We start from the raw sequence: 16860 nt of genomic DNA, 5'->3' as shown, positions 1-16860 counted from the left end.
CCCTCCGCAACCCGGAGCCCTCACCCCGGCGGGTGCTGCGGCGGCTGCCGCATGAACATGAAGACACCCGGGAGGACGACTGTCAGTCAGGACACCGCCCTCGCCGCGGGCCCCTCCGACCCCCGGACGCTGCGAGCGCTGGCCGCCGTCGCGCTCGACGCGCTCGCCGACGGTGCGGCGGCCCGCGGCGGGCCGCTCCCCGCGGGCGGCCCCGGAGCTGTCGCCGCCCGTACCCGCGCCCTGTGCGGCCCCGTGCTCCCCGAACAGGGTGTCGGCGCCCACGACGCGCTCTACGACCTGGTGCGCGCCGCAGCTCAGGGGGCCGCCGACCCGGCGGACGCCCACTGCGTCGCCCACCTCCACTGCCCACCGCTGGCAGTCGCCGCCGCGGCCGACTTCGCGGCCTCCGCCCTCAACCCCTCCATGGACTCCTGGGACCAGGCACCGGCCGCCGGGGTCATCGAGGACGAGGTCACCGCCGCGCTGGCCGCCCTGGTCTACCCCGCACAGCCCGCGCCCGACGCGCTCATCACCAGCGGGGGCACCGAGTCCAACCTCGTCGCCCTGCTGCTCGCCCGCGAACGGGCCCACGCCCGCGGCGCCCGCACCGTCCAGGTGGTGTGCGGCACCAACGCGCACCACAGCGTCCACCGGGCCGCCTGGATTCTGGGCCTCCCGGCCCCCCGGACCGTAGCCTGCCGCGGCGGGAGGATGCTGCCCGCCGCCCTCGACCGGGCACTCGTCGGCACAGCCGGCAGCCAGGTGCTCGTCGTGGCGACCGCGGGCACCACCGATGAAGGGCTGATCGACCCGCTGCCCGAGCTCGGTCGGGTCGCCAGGGGGCACGGCGCGGAACTCCATGTGGACGCGGCCTACGGCGGTCCCCTGCTGTTCAGCGACACCCTCGCGCCCCGGCTGCGGGGCATCGAGCAGGCCGTCTCCGTCACCTGGGACCTGCACAAGCTCGGCTGGCAGCCGGTCGCGGCGGGCGTGCTGGCCGTGGCGGAGACAGGCAACCTCGACGCGCTGGCCATGCGCGCCGACTACCTCAACGCCGACGACGACACCGAGGCCGGCCTGCCCGATCTGCTCAGCCGCTCGATCCGTACCTCACGCCGTCCCGATGCGCTGAAGATCGCCACCACGCTGCGGGCCCTGGGCCGCACCGGCCTCGGCCGGCTCGTCGAGACCTGCGTGAACACCGCGCAGCAGTTCGGCCGGGCGATCGACGCCCACCCGGAGCTGCGGCGCCGTCCCGGGGACATCGGTATCAGCACCGTCCTCTTCCGCCCTGCAGCGGCCGACCTGCTGCCCACCGCGCAGGGCGACGCACTCGTCGCCGACGTCCGTCGGCGCTTGCTCGCCGAGGGCCGCGCCGTTCTGGGGCGGGCCACGGCCCAGGACGCCGACGGGAGCCCGCGGCTGTGGCTCAAGGCGACCTTGCTCCACCCCCACACCACGGCCGCTGACCTGGATGACCTGCTGAAACTGGTCGCCGACCAGGTGGAGCAGCCGACGGTACCCGCTCCAGCCGCCCGGCGGCCCGCACCCGTCGAGCTGCGGGCCGCCGCCCGGTGACCCCTCGACGGCAGCCTCACCGGCCACCCCCTCCCCGCACCGCCTGCTGCGGCCCCGCGCCCGCAGCGGGAGCCCGCTGCTCCACCGTCCACCGTCCACGCACCCCGGCCCGGAGCTGTCGCCCCGGCCGGCCCACAGGAGGAACCGTGTCCCGCTCCACCGCCGGACTCACGAAGACAACCCCCACCGCTGCCGACCCCGCTGCCGGGCCGTCCGCCCCGACCGGCCGGATACCCACCGGTCTGCGCCTCGCGCACTACGGAGCCGACGAGATCGCCCGAGACCTCACCCCCTGGGCCGGTGCCTACGAGCGGGTGCACGCGGACGCCCTGCACCTCGGCGACCACAGCGACCCGCCACTCGCGGAGCGCCTGGGCCGGCACACCGGACGGCCCGGGTTCTCCCTGGTCGCGGCCCTCGACGGCAACGACGACGGGACCGGCGTCGCCGGGTTCGTCTACGGCTACACCCTTCCCGAGGACACCGCGTGGTGGCGCGGTGTGACACCGGACCCCGGCCCGGAGCACACCCGCGAGTACCCCGGCCGGACGGTGGCCGTCTGCGAACTCCTCGTCGACACCGCCTGGCGCCGCTCCCGGGTCGGCGCCGCGCTGCTCCAGGAGTTCCTCGCCGCTCGCTCCGAGGAACGCGCCGCCGCACTGGTCGCCGCGGGCAACGAGGTCGTTCTCGGCCGCTACGCGCGCTACGGGTTCACCCGGCTCGGGATCACCGAGCCGTACCCCGGCTGGCGACCGCACGCCATGATCGTGCGTCCCCTCCGCCCCGGATGACCGCCGCTCACCGCCACCCACCCCCGTCCCCCACCTGAGGCAGCCCTGTCGTGTCCGTCGTACTCCCGCCGTCCGCCGCCCCACGATCCGCCTATCCGCAGGAGGTACTCCCCGGCCCGGTACGGGAACGTCTGCTGCGGCTGGCGCGGACCGCCACTCCGGTGGCCGCCTACCTGTACGACGTGCCGACCGCCGCGGACCGGGCCCGCGAACTGCGTACCGCCCTGCCGGACTGGGCAGCCGTCCACTACGCAGTGAAGGCGAACTCCTTCCCCGGCGTCGTGCACGGCCTGGCGCCCCACGTCGACGGTTTCGAGGTCGCCTCGAGCGCCGAACTCGCCCTGGCCCTGGACGCGCTGCACACCGCTGCCGCCTCCCGTGGCACGGGCGGCAGCGGAGGCCCCCCGCCCGTGGTCGCCGCCGGGCCCGCCAAGTCCGTCCCTGTCCTGACCGCGCTGGTCCGCGCCCGCGTCGAGGCCATCAACGCCGAGAGCCTGCTGGAACTGCACCGCATCAGCCGCATCGCCACCGAGGAGGGCACCACCGCCCGCGTGACGCTGCGCGTCAACCCGGCCGCCGTACCCGTCACCGGCTCACTGCACATGGGCGGTGAACCGTCCCAGTTCGGGATCGCCGAACCGGACGTCGCCGAGGTGCTGCGGGAGGCGCGGCGGCTTCCCGGCCTGGACCTCACCGGCTTCCACCTCCACGCGGCCTCCAACAACCTCGACGCCGAGAGCCAGGCCGCCTACCTGCGCTGGTGCGTGCGATGGAGCACCGCCACCGCCGCCGAACACCGCATCGAACTGCGGCACATCGATGTCGGGGGCGGCATAGGCGTCGCCTTCGAGGACGAGCCCCCCTTCGACACGGCCCGCTTCGGCGAGCTCATCGGCGACGCCGAACCCCCGCCGGGAGCCAGGGTGATCCTGGAACCCGGCCGCTTCCTCGTCGCCGACTGCGGCTGGTACGCCGCCGAAGTCACCGACGTGAAGCGCTCCTACGGCCGGTGGTTCGCCGTGCTGCGCGGCGGCATCAACCACTTCCAGCTCCCCACCTCCTGGGAGATCGTGCACAACGCCGCCGTCCTCCCCGTCGAGCACTGGGCCGAGCGCTGCCCCCGCCCCACCGCCACCGACACCCGGGTGACCGTGGTGGGGGAGCTGTGCACCCCCGAGGACACCCTGCTGCGGGAGGTGCACATGGACCGGATCCGCGCCGGTGACCTCGTGGTCTTCCCCCGGGCCGGTGCCTACGGCTGGGAGTTCGCCATGCACGCCTTCCTCGGCCATCCGCCCGCCGAGCGGCTCCTGCTGTGAACGGGGCTCCGCCCGCCCGTCCCGCCCCCGACCCCGGAGACAGACCCGTGAGCCCGCATCCCCCCGCCCCACCCCCCGCAGCACCCGGCCCGGATCCGCTGGACGCCGCCGATCCGCTGGACGCCGCCGACGCGGTGGCGACCGAGACCCTGCTGCGGGCCTACGTCCGGGAGACCGGCACCCGCGTCCCCGGCAACGGCCACGCACTGCTGCTCGACCTGCCCGCGAGCGGTGCCCGGTTGCACGTCCCCGTGCGCTACCGCTCCGCCACCGGACTGCACCGGTTCGGCCGGGCCCGCCTCCGGCAGTCCGAACCGGGCGCGGCGGACACCGCGGAACACCCGGCGCCGCCCGCCGGTCTCGCGCTCGTCGCCGCTCTCACGGCCCGGGAGGTCACCCTCGGCCGCGGCCTCCCCGCACACCTCGGCGCGGACACCACCGCCCGCGCGCTGAACTCCGCCCACCGCACCGCCGTCCACCTCTCCGCCCGGCGCGCAGAAACCCCGGAGCACTCCGGCCCGACCCCGTTCCTCGACGCCGAGCAGGCCCTGCTGCTCGGTCACCCCTTCCACCCCGCCCCCAAGAGCCGGGAAGAGGCATCCTGCGGGGAGCTCCGGCAGTACTCGCCCGAGCTCCGCGGGTCCTTCCCGCTGTTCTGGTTCGCCGCCGACCCCACCATCGTGGTGGGGGAGCACGCAGGTCCCCGCGACGCCGCCTCGCTGCTCCGCCCGCTGGCCACCGGCCTCGACCTGCCCGAAGGCATGGTCCCGGTGCCCGCCCACCCCTGGCAGGCGCGCGACATACTCCACCGCCCGGCCGTCCGGCAGCTCCTGGACAACGGACTGCTGCGCCCGCTCGGCCCGGCCGGACCCGCCTGGCACCCGACCTCCTCGGTGCGGACCGTGCACCGCCCCGACGCGGAGGTCATGCTGAAGCTCTCCCTCGGCATGCGGATCACCAACTCCCGCCGGAACAACCTGCGCGGCGAGATGCGGCTCGGTATCCGGGCCGCCCGGCTGCTGGCCGCCGGCCCCGCCGCCGCGCTGCGCGCCGAACACCCGCACTTCGGCATCCTGCGCGACCACGCCTGGATCTCCGTGGGCACCGGCCCCGCGGAGACCGGGCTGGAGACCGCCCTCCGCGACAACCCCTTCACCGGCGGCCCCACGGACGGGCTGTGCGTGGCCGGACTGCTCGCCGAACGCACCGGTCCGGGCGACGGCACCGCCCCCCGCCACCGCTCGCTGCTCGCCGAGGCAGTCGCCCGCACCGCCGCCGTGCACGCCGTGCCCTCCGCCGAGGCGAGCGCCCGCTGGCTCAGCCGCTACCTCGACGTCCTCGCCGTCCCCCTCATCCGGCTCCGGGCCCGCCATGGCATCGCCCTCGAACCGCACCACCAGAACACCCTCGTCGCACTGGACCCCGACGGCCTGCCGCGAGCCGGCTGGTACCGGGACAGCCAGGGCTACTACGTCGCCGCCTCGCACGCCGCCGCGGTCGAACAGCTGCTGCCCGGCACCACCGGCGACGTCGACCTGGTCTTCGACGACGCCTTCGTGGACGAGCGCGTCGCCTACTACCTCGGCATCAACAACCTGTTCGGACTCATCGGCACCTTCGGCGCCCAGGGCCTCGCCGACGAACGAAAGCTCCTGCGGGTGCTGCGCACAACCCTGGAAGGGCTGCGCCCCACCGAACCCGGTGCGGCGGGGCTGCTCGGCCTGCTGCTCGACCAGCCCGTACTGCGCTGCAAGGCCAACTACCTGACCTGTGTGGACGGTCTGGACGAGCTGATCGGCGACGTCCACACCCAGTCCGTCTACCTCGACATCCCCAACCCCCTCGCGGAGGACCAGCGGTGACCGAGCACGTCCCCTACGACCTCGTCGGCGTCGGTATCGGGCCGTTCAACCTGTCGCTGGCCGCGCTCGCCGACAGCGTGCCGGACCTGACCGCGCTGTTCCTGGACAGCAGACCCGCCTTCTCCTGGCACCCCGGGCTGCTCATGGAAGGCACCGTCCTCCAGGTGCCTTTCCTCGCGGACCTCGTCACCATGGCCGACCCCACCAGCCGCTGGTCCTACCTGAACTACCTGCGCTGCCACCAGCGGCTGTTCCCGTTCTTCTTCTCCGAGCGCTTCCACATCCCGCGCCGGGAGTACGACCACTACTGCCGCTGGGCCGCCGAAAAGCTGCCGTCCTGCCGCTTCGACGCCCACGTCACCGCGGTGGAGTGGGACGAAACCGACGGCGTCTTCGTCCTCACCCACCGGGCCGCGGACGGCACCTCCGCACAGGTGCGGGCCCGTCAGGTCGTCCTCGGAGTCGGCACCCGCCCGGTCGTTCCCGACGCCCTCCGGCCGTTGCTCGACGAGGCCGCCGGAGCCCCGGCCGGCACCGCCCGGGTCCTGCACAGCGCCGACTACCGCGGCCACCGCACCCGGCTCGCCGACGCCGAGGACGTGACCGTGATCGGCGCCGGCCAGTCCGGCGCCGAGGTCGTGCTCGACCTCATCCGCCGGCAGGACGGCCGCGGGGACGGCGGGCCGTACGTGCGGTGGCTGGCCCGGACTCCCGCCTTCGCGCCCATGGAGTACTCCAAGATCGGCCTGGAGCACTTCACCCCCGACTACATCCGCTACTTCCGCGCGCTGCCCGAGGACAGCCGGAACCAGCTGCTGCGCTCCCAGTGGCAGCTCTACAAGGGAGTCAGCGAGCAGACCCTCGGCGACATCCACGACGAGCTCTACGAACGGACCATCGGAGGCGGGCCGCCCCGGGCCGCCCTGCACCCGGGCACCGAGGTCGTGCGGGCTGTCACCGACGGAGACGGCTACCTGCTGACCTGCCGCCATGCGCAGCAGCGGACACAGTTCACCGTCCGCACCTCCGCGATCGTCTCGGCCACCGGCTACGCCGCTGCCCGGCCGCCGTTCCTGGAGCCGCTGGCCGGGCTCATCGACTGGGACGACGAGGGCCGCTACCGGATCGACGGCGCCTACCGGGTGGCGCTGGATCCCCGGGTCGGCGGGGCCCTCCACGTGCAGAACGCCGAGCTGCACACCCACGGGGTCGGTGCCCCCGACCTCACCCTCGGCGCCTGGCGGGCCGCGACCATCCTCAACGCCGCCGCCGGCCGAACCGTCCTGCCCGTCCCCGAGCAGGTCGCCTGGACCACCTTCGGGGCGCCCGGCGCGCACGGGGCCGACGGCCCTGCCGCCGCGGGCGCCCGTCCCGTCCCCGTCCCCGTCCCCGCCGAGGAGAAGCACCCGTGAACCGCCCCACCCGTGCCGCCTGGGAAGAAGCAGGACGGCGGCTGCTCACCAAGGCCGTCGAGGAGTTCGCCTACGAGGAACTGCTGACGCCCGTCCCGGAACCGTCCGACGGGACCGGCCCGCCCGGCGGCTCCGGAACCGACGGCCCGCTGCCCGAGGGAGCCGGCCGCCCGTACCGGCTGGACTTCGGCGACGGGGTGCACTGGACGTTCCGGGCCACCCGCGGCACCTTCGGGACCTGGCGTCTCACCGAGGGCACCCTCCGCCGGCACCCCGCCACGGCGGACAGCGGGGATGCGGCCGTGGACGGGGAGGCGGGCCCCGAGCAGCTCCTCCTCGACGCCCGCTCCACCCTCGGCTGGGACGGCCCGACCACCGCCGAGGTACTGCGGGAACTCACCGCCACCCGCCGGGCGGACGCCGAGGCCCGCACCCGGGCGCTGCCCGCCGCCCGGCTCGCCGACCTGGATCACCTGGAGCTCGAGGCCCACCAGGACGGGCACCCCTGCATGCTGCTCAACAAGGGCCGTCTCGGCTTCGCCGCCTCCGATGCCGCCGCCTACGCGCCCGAGACAGCCGGTGCCGTGCGCCTGGTCTGGGCCGCAGTCCACCACAGCCTTGCCCGGTACTCCGGCATACCCGGCCTGGACGCCGGTGCCCTGCTGTCCCAGGAGCTCAACCCCGGCACCCTGCACCGATTCGGCACCGCCCTGGCCGCGTCCTGCGCGGACAGCGGCCACGCGCCCGACGACTTCACCTGGCTGCCCGTGCACCCCTTCCACTGGGACGAGGCGGTGGAAACCCTGTTCGCCCCCTACCTCGCCGACGGCCGCATCATCCGCCTCGGTGAGGCCCCGGACCGGTACCGCCCGCTGCAGTCCATCCGCACCCTCGCCAACCTGGACCACCCGCACCGCCGCAACGTCAAGGTGCCGCTGCTCATCCGCAACACCCTCGTCTGGCGCGGACTGTCCACCGAACCCACTGCCGCCGCACCCGACATCAGCGCCTGGCTGCACGGACTGCGCGACACCGACCCCTACCTCCGGGACGAGCTGCGCTGCCACCCCCTCGGAGAAGAGGCCTCGGTCGCGGTCCGGCACCCGCTCTACGCATCGGTGCGGGACGCGCCCTACCGCTACCACGAACTGCTCGGCGCGGTCTGGCGCGAACCGGTAGCCGCCCTGCTGGCCGACGGCGAGCGGGCCCGCACCATGGCGGCGCTCCTCAGCGTGGGCTCCGACGGCCGTGCGCTCGTCACCGAACTCGTCCGGCGTTCCGGCCGCACCCCCGCCGACTGGCTCGGCCGCTTCCTGCACGCCCTGCTGCCCGGCCTGCTCCACCACCTCTACCGCTACGGCGTGGCCTTCTGCCCGCACGGCGAGAACACCGTCGTCCTCCACGACGCCACCGACACCCCGGTCGGCATCGCCGTGAAGGACTTCGCCGAGGACGTCAATCTCCTTCCCGGTGACCGCCCCGAGTACGCGGACCTCTCCGCCCGCGCCGACCGGGTGCTGCTGCGCTGGCCCGCCCACGAGCTGGCGCACTCCCTGCTGAGCGCGGTCTTCGCCGGGCACTTCCGGTTCTTCGCCCCGCTGCTGGCGGAGCACCTGGCGCTGCCGGAGCACACCTTCTGGGCCATGGTGCGTGCCGAGATCGAGCGCTACCATGCCCGCTTCCCGGAGCTCGCCGACCGCTTCCAGGACTTCGGGCTGTTCGCCCCGGAGTTCGACCGGGTGGCGCTCAATCGCGAGCAGCTCCTGGGCGGTGCGTTCCACGACCGGGCGGAGCGGGACGAGGGCTTCGACGTCGTTCACGGCCGCGTCACCAACCCCCTCGCCACCGCCCGCCCGGCCGCCGGCCGCAATGAAGCCACCGCCGGGGGCAGTTGTGACCGCTGAGCGCCTGACCTTCGAGACGCTGCGGGCCGAAGCCGAGGCCGGGCGCATCGAGGAGGTCATCGTCGCCGTGCCCGACCTCCAGGGCCGCCTGCAGGGCAGCCGCCTGTCGGTGCCCCACTTCCTGGACACCGCTGCCCGCGACGGGTTCGGAGCCTGCCTCTACCTCCTGGCCACCGACGTCGGCATGGACACCGGCCCCGGCTACGCCATCGACGCCTGGAACACCGGCTTCGGTGACTTCGTCCTGCACCCGGACCCCGCCACTCTGCGCGCCCTCCCCTGGGACCCGGGAACGGCCCTCGTCCTCGCCGACGCCCACTGGCCGGACGGCCGGCCGGTGCGGGTCGCCCCCCGGCGGATCCTGCGGGAACAGCTCGACGCGCTCGCGCGCCGCGGACTCACCGCACTGGCCGGCACCGAGCTGGAGTTCCTGGTCTTCCAGGACTCCTACCGGCAGGCATGGGAGAGCCGCTACCACGGTCTGCGCACCAGCACCCGCTACAACGTCGACTACTCCCTCCAAGGGCTGAGCGACCTGGAGCCGCTGGTCCGCCGCATCCGCCGGGAGATGGTCCGGGCCGGGCTCACCATGGAGACCGCCCGCGGTGAGGTGCACCCCGGCCAGTACGAGATCGTCTTCCGCTACGACGAGGCGATGACCACCTGCGACCATCACGTCCTGTTCAAGACCGGGGCCAAGCAGATCGCCGCACAGGAGGGCCGCGCCGTCACGTTCATGCCCAAGTTCGACGAGGGCGAGGGCAACTCCTGCCACATCCACCTGTCGCTGCGCGGCACCGACGGCTCGGCCGTCCTCGCGGACCCCCACGACGATGACGCGTCTGCCGGGCCGGAGCGGGGCATGTCCGCGCTGATGCGCCACTTCGTCGCCGGGCAGCTCGCCTGCCTGGCGGACTTCACCCTGCTCATGGCCCCCAACATCAACTCCTACAAGCGTCTGCGCCCCGGAGCGTTCGCCCCCACCGGCATCACCTGGGGGCGCGACAACCGGACCTGCCCCGTCCGGGTGGTCGGCTCCGGGCACTCCCTGCGCATCGAACACCGCGTCCCGGGCGGTGACGCCAACCCCTACCTGGCGGTGGCCGCCGTCGTCGCCGCGGGCATGCACGGTATCGAGCACCGGCTGCCGCTACCGGACCCGCACCGGGCCAACGCCCTGACCGACCCGGCGGTGCCCCGGCTCCCCGCCACCCTCACCGAGGCGCTGCACCGCTGGGAGAACAGCGAACTCGCCACGACGATCTTCGGTGAGGCCGTGGTCGGCCACTACGCTCAGGCCGCCCGGACCGAACTGGCCGCCTTCGAATCGGCGGTGACCGACTGGGAGCGCGTCCGGACCTTCGAACGCCTGTGAGCCGTTCCGGCGGGGCGGGCCGGGTCAGATCATCATGGGGGCCTGGGCCCAGCGGCGTGCCCGGTAGGGCATCCACCAGACCTGATCACCGACGCGGTGAACGAGGCTCTCCGTCAGAAAGGCTTTCAGGACGGCTTCGGGCACCTCCGAGGCCGGCGCCCCGGGCACGAGCACCTCGATGGCCCGCTGGAACGCGTCCTCGCTGACCGTGAACCGGCGCAGCTCGCCCCACCGACGGTCCCGCACCTGCAGGAATCCCGGCCCCCGGCGCCACACGCACTTGCCCACGTAGTGACCCGCGCGCCAGCGCTGTATGAGGCCCTCCCCGTCCGTCGGCCCTTCGACGACCGCCGGTGGCTGCAGATGGCTGAACAGCTTCCAGAGCTCTTCACCGGCGGCCTCCGTGCTCCCGGCACCAGTGGCCGGGGCAAGCCGCAGCCGCCACTGCGTGTACACCGCCTGTGCGGTCAGATCCCTGATCAGGCACAGCTTCTGCACCGTCCGGGCAGCATCGGTGGTGTCGGTGGGATCCACCGTCCCCGGGAGTTCCACGCGCCGGGCGCCCTGCTTCCAGAGGCGGTCCACTGCCTCCTCCGGGGGGCCGCCCGCCTCTGCTTCCTCCAGGCACATTCCGGGAACGGCGAGAGTCCGCGCGTCGTAGTCGCGCCAGGCCTTGACGGCCAGTGAGCTGTCGGCAGGGGCGGACGGTGTGGGTTTCACGGTATTCCTCCGGGGGAATCCAGCGGCGGGAGCGGGACGAAGCGCGGGGCTCAGGCCGGCGCCGGGGCTGTCGGGCGAGAAGCCGGCACCGGGACCTCCGGGGAGTCACTGACCACGCTCCCCATGAAGTGCAGCCGCAGCACCTCGTCGTTGACCGGCAGGGGAGCCACGTGGACGTACTGTCCGGCGTCGGTGAACAGCAGCCCCAGCGCATGCCAGCGGTGCAGCAGCGCATCCACGTCCACCGGGCCTGCGCCTCCCCGGCTGCCGGGCTCTTCGGCCAGCCTGCGGACCAGGGCGGCGGGCGTACGCGGCTGGGCGAGCAGGCGAAAGGCGGCCAGCTCCACCGGGTCGCTCAGGACGAGCGAGGTCCAGTCGAAGGCCCGGCGCCGGTTGAGCAGAACGATGCGGTCCCCGAGGTCGTGCTGGACGAGACGGCTGACCGGGTAGGCGTCCTTCCAGGCGCGGAGTGCGTCATTGAGCCGTTTAACGGTCTTCCCTCCCACGCCGCGCTGCGGTGCGTCGAAGATGTAGGCGAGGTCGAAGAGCTCCTGTTCGGGCAGGTCGTAGGTCAGCCGGTAGGGCCTGGCGGCCCGCAGGTCGCTGAACCCCAGCTCGGGACGGTTGAAGTACGGGCTGAAGCGCTCTATGGCGATGCGGGCCGAGAGATCGGACGGCGGGTTGAGGTGTTCCAGCGCCGGAATCTGTTCGATCACCGGGTCGTAGTCGCTCTCCTGCTCCTCCGGAAAGCCGTAGAGGTAGTTCCAGGAGATCGACAGCCCGGTGCTGGCACCGTCGCGGAGCATCCGCACGTTCTGGCAGCCGCTGACACCCTTGTCCATCAGCCCGAGCACCCGGCTGTTGAGGCTCTCGATGCCCGGCTGCACATGCACCAGCCCGGCATCGGCCAGAATCTGCAGCTGCTCCCGGCGCATGTTCGCCTTGATCTCGACATGCATGCGGAGGTCGTAGCCGCTCTCGATGAGGCGCGGCAGCAGCGAAGTGACGTACCCCATGTCGAGGATGTTGTCCACGACGTACATGTCCAGCACCCGGTGCCGGCGGGCCATGCTGACGATCTCCTCGAAGAAGACCTCGGGATCCTTGCTGCGGAACTTCATGAAGGAGCCGTTGAGGCCGCAGAAGGTGCAGTGGTGTTTCTCCCCCCACCAGCAGCCGCGGGCTCCTTCGACGACCAGCTTCGGCTCGATCTCGGAGCCGGCCGCGGAGGCTGCGAGCCGCTCGAAGTAGCCGGTGTAGTCCGGCGGCAGGATGGCGGCGGGCGGCAGCGGAGCGGTGCTCATCGGGTTGGCGACGGTCCGCGTTTCCTCGCGCCGGCACAGGCCGGCCACCCCCGGCAGGACGGAGCTGTCCCGGAGGCCCTTGAGCAGCTCGGGGAATGCCACCTCCCCCTCACCGCGCACCACGTAGTCGACGAAGGGGAAGTTGCGGTGGACCGCTTCCCCCTGGGTGCCGTCACAGTTCGCCCCTCCCATCACCGTGACGATCTCCGGTGCCAGCCGCTTGATGTGCCGGGCGGCGGCCAGGGCCGCGGTGTTCTGCTGGAACGTCGAGGTGAAGCCGACCACGTCCGGCTTCCGGGCGACCACCCGTTCGGCGAGGTCCCGGACGAACTCCCCGGCAGACCGGTGCAGCGCGAGGGTCTGGGCGAGCCGCTCCTCACCCAGCGGACGGCTCATCGTCTCGGTGAACTCCGCTGCACGCCACTCCGGATCGTCGTACAGGGCGGAGGAGAAGACCCAGTCCCCGCAGCCCAGGAAGTAGGAGGAGAGCGCGTAGTAGGCGTAGTCCGCGGCGGTGAAGCCGGGCTCCTGAGCGTTCAGCCAGTCGTAGTAGTCGAGATTGCCGTGCAGCACCTCCGCGCGGGCGCCGGGCACCCGCTCGTTCACGCTGCGCTTGAGGATGCCCAGGGCGAGCGAGGGAAGGTCGATGGGGGAGAAGGGCATGTTGACCAGAAGCACCTGCACGGTGGCTCCCTTCCGTGGTCCGTTGCCGGGCCGGCCCGGCTGCCGCGCGGCAGCCGGGCCGGCCGTCGGGCGGGTCAGACGTCCAAGGGCTCGTCCTCAGGCGTCATGAACGGGATGGTGATGGTGATGGTGATGGTCGGACTGCGACTTTCCTCGTCGTCCGCCAGCGGGTCGTTGTGGATGATGTCCTTCTCCATGCTGTTACCTCCTCTCCGGGGCTGGGTGCCGGGTTCTCCCGGCCCGGGAGCCGTGCAGCTCGCGGGCCAGGAAGTGCAGACTCCGCCGCAGCACTTCCACGTGCTGGGCGCCGTCGAGGCCGTCGTGCTGGGAGTCCAGCCACAGCTCCTCGAAAGGGACTCCGGCCCCGCGGAGCGCCGCGAGATAGTTCCGCACCTGGCCGGGCGGGCACTTGAGGTCCCGGGTGGCGGCGACGACGAGGAGGGGGGCCCGGACGCGGGTGGCACAGCTGAGCGGCGATGAGCGGGCGTAGCGCTCGGGAACCTCTTGCGGGGTGCCGCCGAAGAGCGCGGTGTCGAGCGCCCGCAGGGCGGGGGTGCCCTGTTCGTAGGCGGCCGCACAGTCGGCCACCGGTTTCACGGCGACTCCGGCCTGCCACAGCGCGGGCCGGCTGCCGAGGGCGAGGAGGACCAGGTAGCCGCCCCAGGAGGTGCCCCACAGCCCGATGGCGTCCGGCCGGGCCAGGCCCGAGCGCACCAGCTCCTCGCGCACGGCCACCAGGTCGGCGACCTGAGTGTGGCCCACCCCCTCGGTGAAGGCGGATCGCCAGTGCGGACCGTAGCCGGTGGAGCCGCGGTAGTTCACCCGGGCGACCGCCAGCCCGGAGGCTGCCAGCGAGTGCACCACCGAGCTGTACGCGTCCCGGTCGTGTTCCGCGGGGCCGCCGTGCACGAGAAACACGGTGGGGTGCGGGGCGGTGCCCCTCTCGGGCAGAGTGAGCAGGGTGTGCACCGGCCCGTCCGGGCCGGGAGTCCACAGTTCGGCAGTGCGGGCGGTCAGCGGGGGCGGGGCGGGCGCCTGCGGCATCCGGGGCGTGGTATCGCCGGTGGAGATGACCCGAGGGGGTGTGCGGGTGTCGGTCCACAGACAGCGGACGGTGCCGTCGGCGGCCGGTGTCGCGTCCAGGACGGTGCCGGCCGGTACGGGCACGGGCGTCAGCTGCCGCCGTTCCGGGTCGGCGACGTACAGCCTGCTGCGGCCGTGCCGGTCCTGACGGACCAGCACCCTGCGGTCGTGCGGGTACCAGCATGCGGTGATCTCGGTGTCGAAAGAACACCAGGTGTGCCTGTGCAGCCCGCGCTGCGGTGTCCAGGTCGCGAGGACGTAGCGTTCCTCGTGCACGACGATGAGCAGCAGTTCCGGAGTGCGCAGGCCAGGAGCGAAGCCCAGGGCCCAGATCTGCCCCTGCTCCCCGTCGAGTTCGGTGGGGACCGCGTCCGGCGTGAGCACGATGACGGACCGGGAGGATCCCGCGGAGCGGGCGACGGCCACCAGGTCCTCGCGAGGGGAGAGGCCGGCCAGCGTCGCGTGGCCGGGTATGCGCAGGGTTCGTTCCGCGGGCCCGGAGCGCTGTCCGAGGTGGACGGTCAGACCCTGCTCGTCCCGGAGACCGACTGCCGCGCGTCCGTTGCTGCCGAACGCGAGGCCGCCGGGCCGCCCCGCCGGGATGCCGGTCAGTGCCGGGCTGTCCGGGCCGCCGTGGAAGTTCTGCACCTGCCAGCTGCCGGTGCCGTCCCGCTCCTCGGCGAACCACCAGATGACGGCATCGGAGTCGATCGCGCAGCGCGCGGTGCCCTCGGCACGGTCGGTGACCTGCCGGGCCCGCCCGGTGCCCGCGTGCCAGCTGAAAATCTCGCACCGGCCGTCGGCGTCCCCGGCGAACACCATGAGGTCCGGATCCCGGGGGCAGGCTGTGGGCAGGACCGGCCGGGAGACGCTCCAGCCGGCCGGGCTCGCGGAGGCCGTCGGGCTCATGGGGTCTCCCCCAGGGCTGTCGCCGCTTCGGCGGGGGCCCCGGGAGAGGCGGTCCCGATCCTGCGGGCAACGGTCACGGAGGCATATCCCGCGAGCAGGGCCAGCGCGGCGGCGCACACCAGGGCGGTTGCCGAGGTTCCGGCCAGTGCTACCAGGACCCCGGCGGCGGCGGGGGCCGCGGCCGCGGTGATCCCGGAGGCGGTGGCCAGCGCGGTGCCCACCCGCGACTGGAGCCCGAGCGGGGTCACTGCGATCGCACGGGCGGCGAGGAGCACGGACAGCGTGGGGACCAGCAGGGATACCGCGCCGAACAATGCCCCGTACCACCAGACCCGCTCCACCAGGGCCAGTGCGACGGCCACCGGCACGGTGGTCCAGGAGACCGTCCTGACCAGCCGGGCGGTGGGGATCCGACGGGCCAGCCAGGGAGCGGCGAGTGCGCCTGCCAGCCCTGCGGCGCCGGTCACGGCGAGGACGAGTCCGATGGCGGCGGCAGGTGTCCCCTGCCGCTGCAGGGTGAACAGAACCGCGTAGTAGAGCGCCGCCAGTGCGCCGTTGACCCCGGCAGCCCACAGCAGGACGCTTCGCAGGAAGGGCTGCCGCCAAGTGAACCGCAGGCTCTCCCCGAGGTCGGCGAGAACGGAACGGAGGCCGACGGCGCGGGTTGCGGGCCCGGCCGGCCGGCCGGGCTCGAGGTCGGAGCGGATGGCCCGCACGCACCAGGCCGCAACGAGGTACGAGAGCGCGTCGGCGAGAAAGGGCAGCCAGCGCGCGACCTGGAACAGCACACCGCCGAGGACAGGACCCACGACGACCGCGCCCTGTTCTCCGGCCTGCAGCCGTGACACCGCCCTCGGGTAGTCCGCCGGGGAGGCGAGAGCGGCCACGCAGCCCTTCGCCGCTGCCGAGTAGCAGGAGGTCGCCACGCGCTCGACGAGTACCGCCGACACCAGCAGGGCCAGCGGCAGCCGGCCGCCGACCGCCAGCGCCGCGACCAGACCCATGGCACCGGCGGCCACCAGGGCGGACCACCACATCGTCCGGCGCCGCGCCCCGCGATCGGCGAACACCGCCGCGAAGGGGGCAGCCAGCAGACCGGCCGCCATGGACAGGGAGACCACCGCTCCGGCCAGCGCCGGCGAGTATCCCGCCGCGAGCAGGAACAGCGGCAGGACGAGACCGGACGCCTGACTCCCCATTGCGTCGGTGGTGGACGCGGCCCAGTACAGCCGGAAGTCGCGGATGGCGGTGCGGTGCGGTGCTTGTTTGCGTTCGGTCACTGCACCTTGCCTTCCGCCCGGGGGTGCTCGGTGCAGGAACGTACTTTCGCCGCACAGGCACGACAAGCACACAATGTGAAGCAAGGATGGTTTCGGCCCCAAACGTGACCGCCGTGCAGCCTCCTGCAGGTGACGAGGAGGAGGCATTGAGGAAGCGCACCCGTCCAGGCCTGGCGGAGCCGTCCGGGATACCGGCGCGGGCACGGCCCGGGCTTGCCGGAGTCGCGGCTTGCGGCGCAGGCGGGGGCGGTGCGCACGGCCGCTCCCGGGCGTGCCCCGTGGGAGCGGCGACGGCTCCCACAGGCCGTGGCGAGGGGCGGTGGCCGCTCCGGCCGAGCCGGCCGGACGTACGGTTTCGGCCATCCGGATCATGGCCGGTCGGCGTCGTCCGTCCGGGAACGGCCCACCGGAGGGTCGGGTGGGGAAGGCGGGGCGGGTGGGGTCGCCGAGATCGGCTTGGTCGCAGCGGTTCCGTGCGGCGTCGCGTGGCGCTTCCGCACCCCTCTCCCGGCCGGGCCCGGCCCGCCGGCCGCAGGGCAGCTTTCGCTCGGCACCACGCTGCTCGCGGCCCCGTGCCGGTGCCGGGCAGGGCGGCCCGGACAGCGGCGGGCCCCGCCGGGTCCGGGTGGACTCGGCGGG

Annotated in this window: 12 protein-coding genes; 7 read left to right on the top strand and 5 right to left on the bottom strand. The window is 73.5% G+C overall.

Translation table 11 applies throughout. From position 1 onward, the window contains the following. Positions 1 to 51 precede the first annotated feature (51 nt). The 7 genes from PJ985_RS20680 to PJ985_RS20650 all read left to right on the top strand — a co-directional run bounded on the left by PJ985_RS20680 (position 52) and on the right by PJ985_RS20650 (position 10241). Positions 52 to 1578 carry a pyridoxal phosphate-dependent decarboxylase family protein gene (locus PJ985_RS20680; RefSeq protein WP_271685369.1) on the top strand — a complete coding sequence of 509 codons (1527 nt, stop codon included), beginning with the start codon at positions 52 to 54 and terminating at the stop codon, positions 1576 to 1578. Positions 1579 to 1724: 146 nt separating this feature from the next. Further along, positions 1725 to 2369, top strand: coding sequence for a GNAT family N-acetyltransferase (locus PJ985_RS20675; RefSeq protein WP_271685368.1), 645 nt, complete (start codon positions 1725 to 1727; stop codon positions 2367 to 2369). A gap of 50 nt (positions 2370 to 2419) precedes the next feature. Continuing rightward, complete coding sequence (locus PJ985_RS20670; protein ID WP_271685367.1) at positions 2420 to 3688, top strand: type III PLP-dependent enzyme; 1269 nt, start codon at positions 2420 to 2422, stop codon at positions 3686 to 3688. A 47-nt stretch (positions 3689 to 3735) separates the two neighbouring features. After that, positions 3736 to 5550 (top strand): IucA/IucC family protein, encoded by a 1815-nt coding sequence (locus PJ985_RS20665; RefSeq protein ID WP_271685366.1) that lies wholly within the window; start codon positions 3736 to 3738, stop codon positions 5548 to 5550. Then, positions 5547 to 6962, top strand: a complete 1416-nt coding sequence (locus tag PJ985_RS20660; RefSeq protein ID WP_271685365.1) for a lysine N(6)-hydroxylase/L-ornithine N(5)-oxygenase family protein — start codon at positions 5547 to 5549, stop codon at positions 6960 to 6962. The genes PJ985_RS20665 and PJ985_RS20660 overlap by 4 nt, the downstream gene beginning before the upstream one ends. Then, complete coding sequence (locus PJ985_RS20655) at positions 6959 to 8866, top strand: IucA/IucC family protein (protein ID WP_271685364.1); 1908 nt, start codon at positions 6959 to 6961, stop codon at positions 8864 to 8866. The genes PJ985_RS20660 and PJ985_RS20655 overlap by 4 nt, the downstream gene beginning before the upstream one ends. Beyond that, positions 8856 to 10241 carry a glutamine synthetase family protein gene (locus PJ985_RS20650; protein WP_271685363.1) on the top strand — a complete coding sequence of 462 codons (1386 nt, stop codon included), beginning with the start codon at positions 8856 to 8858 and terminating at the stop codon, positions 10239 to 10241. Before PJ985_RS20655 ends, PJ985_RS20650 begins: the two co-directional genes overlap by 11 nt. Before the next feature lie 24 nt (positions 10242 to 10265). Here the strand turns inward: PJ985_RS20650 and PJ985_RS20645 are convergent, their stop codons facing one another. The 5 genes from PJ985_RS20645 to PJ985_RS20625 all read right to left on the bottom strand — a co-directional run bounded on the left by PJ985_RS20645 (position 10266) and on the right by PJ985_RS20625 (position 16221). Next, positions 10266 to 10961: a DUF5825 family protein gene (locus PJ985_RS20645; RefSeq protein ID WP_271685362.1), complete on the bottom strand. Its 696-nt coding sequence runs from the start codon at positions 10959 to 10961 to the stop codon at positions 10266 to 10268. Between the two features lie 50 nt (positions 10962 to 11011). Then, a complete protein-coding gene (locus tag PJ985_RS20640) occupies positions 11012 to 12949 on the bottom strand; it encodes a RiPP maturation radical SAM C-methyltransferase (protein WP_271685361.1) in 1938 nt (645 codons plus the stop codon). A gap of 74 nt (positions 12950 to 13023) precedes the next feature. Next, on the bottom strand, positions 13024 to 13146 hold the full coding sequence (locus tag PJ985_RS20635) for a hypothetical protein (RefSeq protein WP_271685360.1): 123 nt from the start codon (positions 13144 to 13146) through the stop codon (positions 13024 to 13026). 4 nt (positions 13147 to 13150) lie between these two features. Continuing rightward, positions 13151 to 14941: an alpha/beta hydrolase family protein gene (locus PJ985_RS20630; RefSeq protein ID WP_271685359.1), complete on the bottom strand. Its 1791-nt coding sequence runs from the start codon at positions 14939 to 14941 to the stop codon at positions 13151 to 13153. Beyond that, positions 14938 to 16221 (bottom strand): MFS transporter, encoded by a 1284-nt coding sequence (locus tag PJ985_RS20625; RefSeq protein ID WP_271685358.1) that lies wholly within the window; start codon positions 16219 to 16221, stop codon positions 14938 to 14940. Before PJ985_RS20625 ends, PJ985_RS20630 begins: the two co-directional genes overlap by 4 nt. Positions 16222 to 16860: the final 639 nt, after the last annotated feature.

The sequence above is a fragment of the Streptomyces sp. ACA25 genome, from assembly GCF_028200735.1.
Lineage (GTDB): Bacteria > Actinomycetota > Actinomycetes > Streptomycetales > Streptomycetaceae > Streptomyces.
This window is presented reverse-complemented; position numbering and strand designations above follow the sequence as displayed.